The sequence below is a fragment of the Kushneria phyllosphaerae genome (genome assembly GCF_900312995.1).
Taxonomy (GTDB): domain Bacteria; phylum Pseudomonadota; class Gammaproteobacteria; order Pseudomonadales; family Halomonadaceae; genus Kushneria; species Kushneria phyllosphaerae.
Genome location: NZ_ONZI01000028.1, coordinates 1 through 435, shown reverse-complemented (window position 1 = coordinate 435; position 435 = coordinate 1). Strand labels below are relative to the sequence as shown.

The following is a 435-nucleotide window of genomic DNA, read 5'->3' as shown; positions in this document are numbered from 1 at the left end:
GAGATACGTTTCCATTGACTCATAAAGCATTACCCCCCATTAATTCAATGCGTCTTTAATCATCTTATCAAATAAAGCTTCTTTCGTATAACTTTGTTCATACGATTTCATATTATTGATAATTCGAGTTCTTTCCTGTTCCATTTCATTTAGTTCTTGTAATAAAATTTGTGCTGTTAATTGTTCTTCATCAATCGCTTTAGCATATCCTTTATCAGCAAAATGATTTGCATTGTCAATTTGGTCGCCTCGGGATTGATCTAAACCTAATGGTACTAATAACATTGGTATACGTAATGTTAAGAACTCATAAATCGCATTTGATCCAGCTCTACTTATTACTGTATCCGTAATTGCTAATAAATCTGTTAAATCCTCTTTAACAAATTCATATTGTATATATCCTGATTTTTTAACTTGAGCATCTTTTAATCC

Annotated in this window: 1 protein-coding gene; it reads right to left on the bottom strand. The window is 30.8% G+C overall.

Annotated elements, in window-relative coordinates; all coding sequences use genetic code 11:
* Window positions 1-39 precede the first annotated feature (39 nt).
* Window positions 40-435: glycosyltransferase (locus tag KSP9073_RS17985; RefSeq protein WP_279310086.1), on the bottom strand; the 396-nt coding region annotated here is incomplete at its 5' end.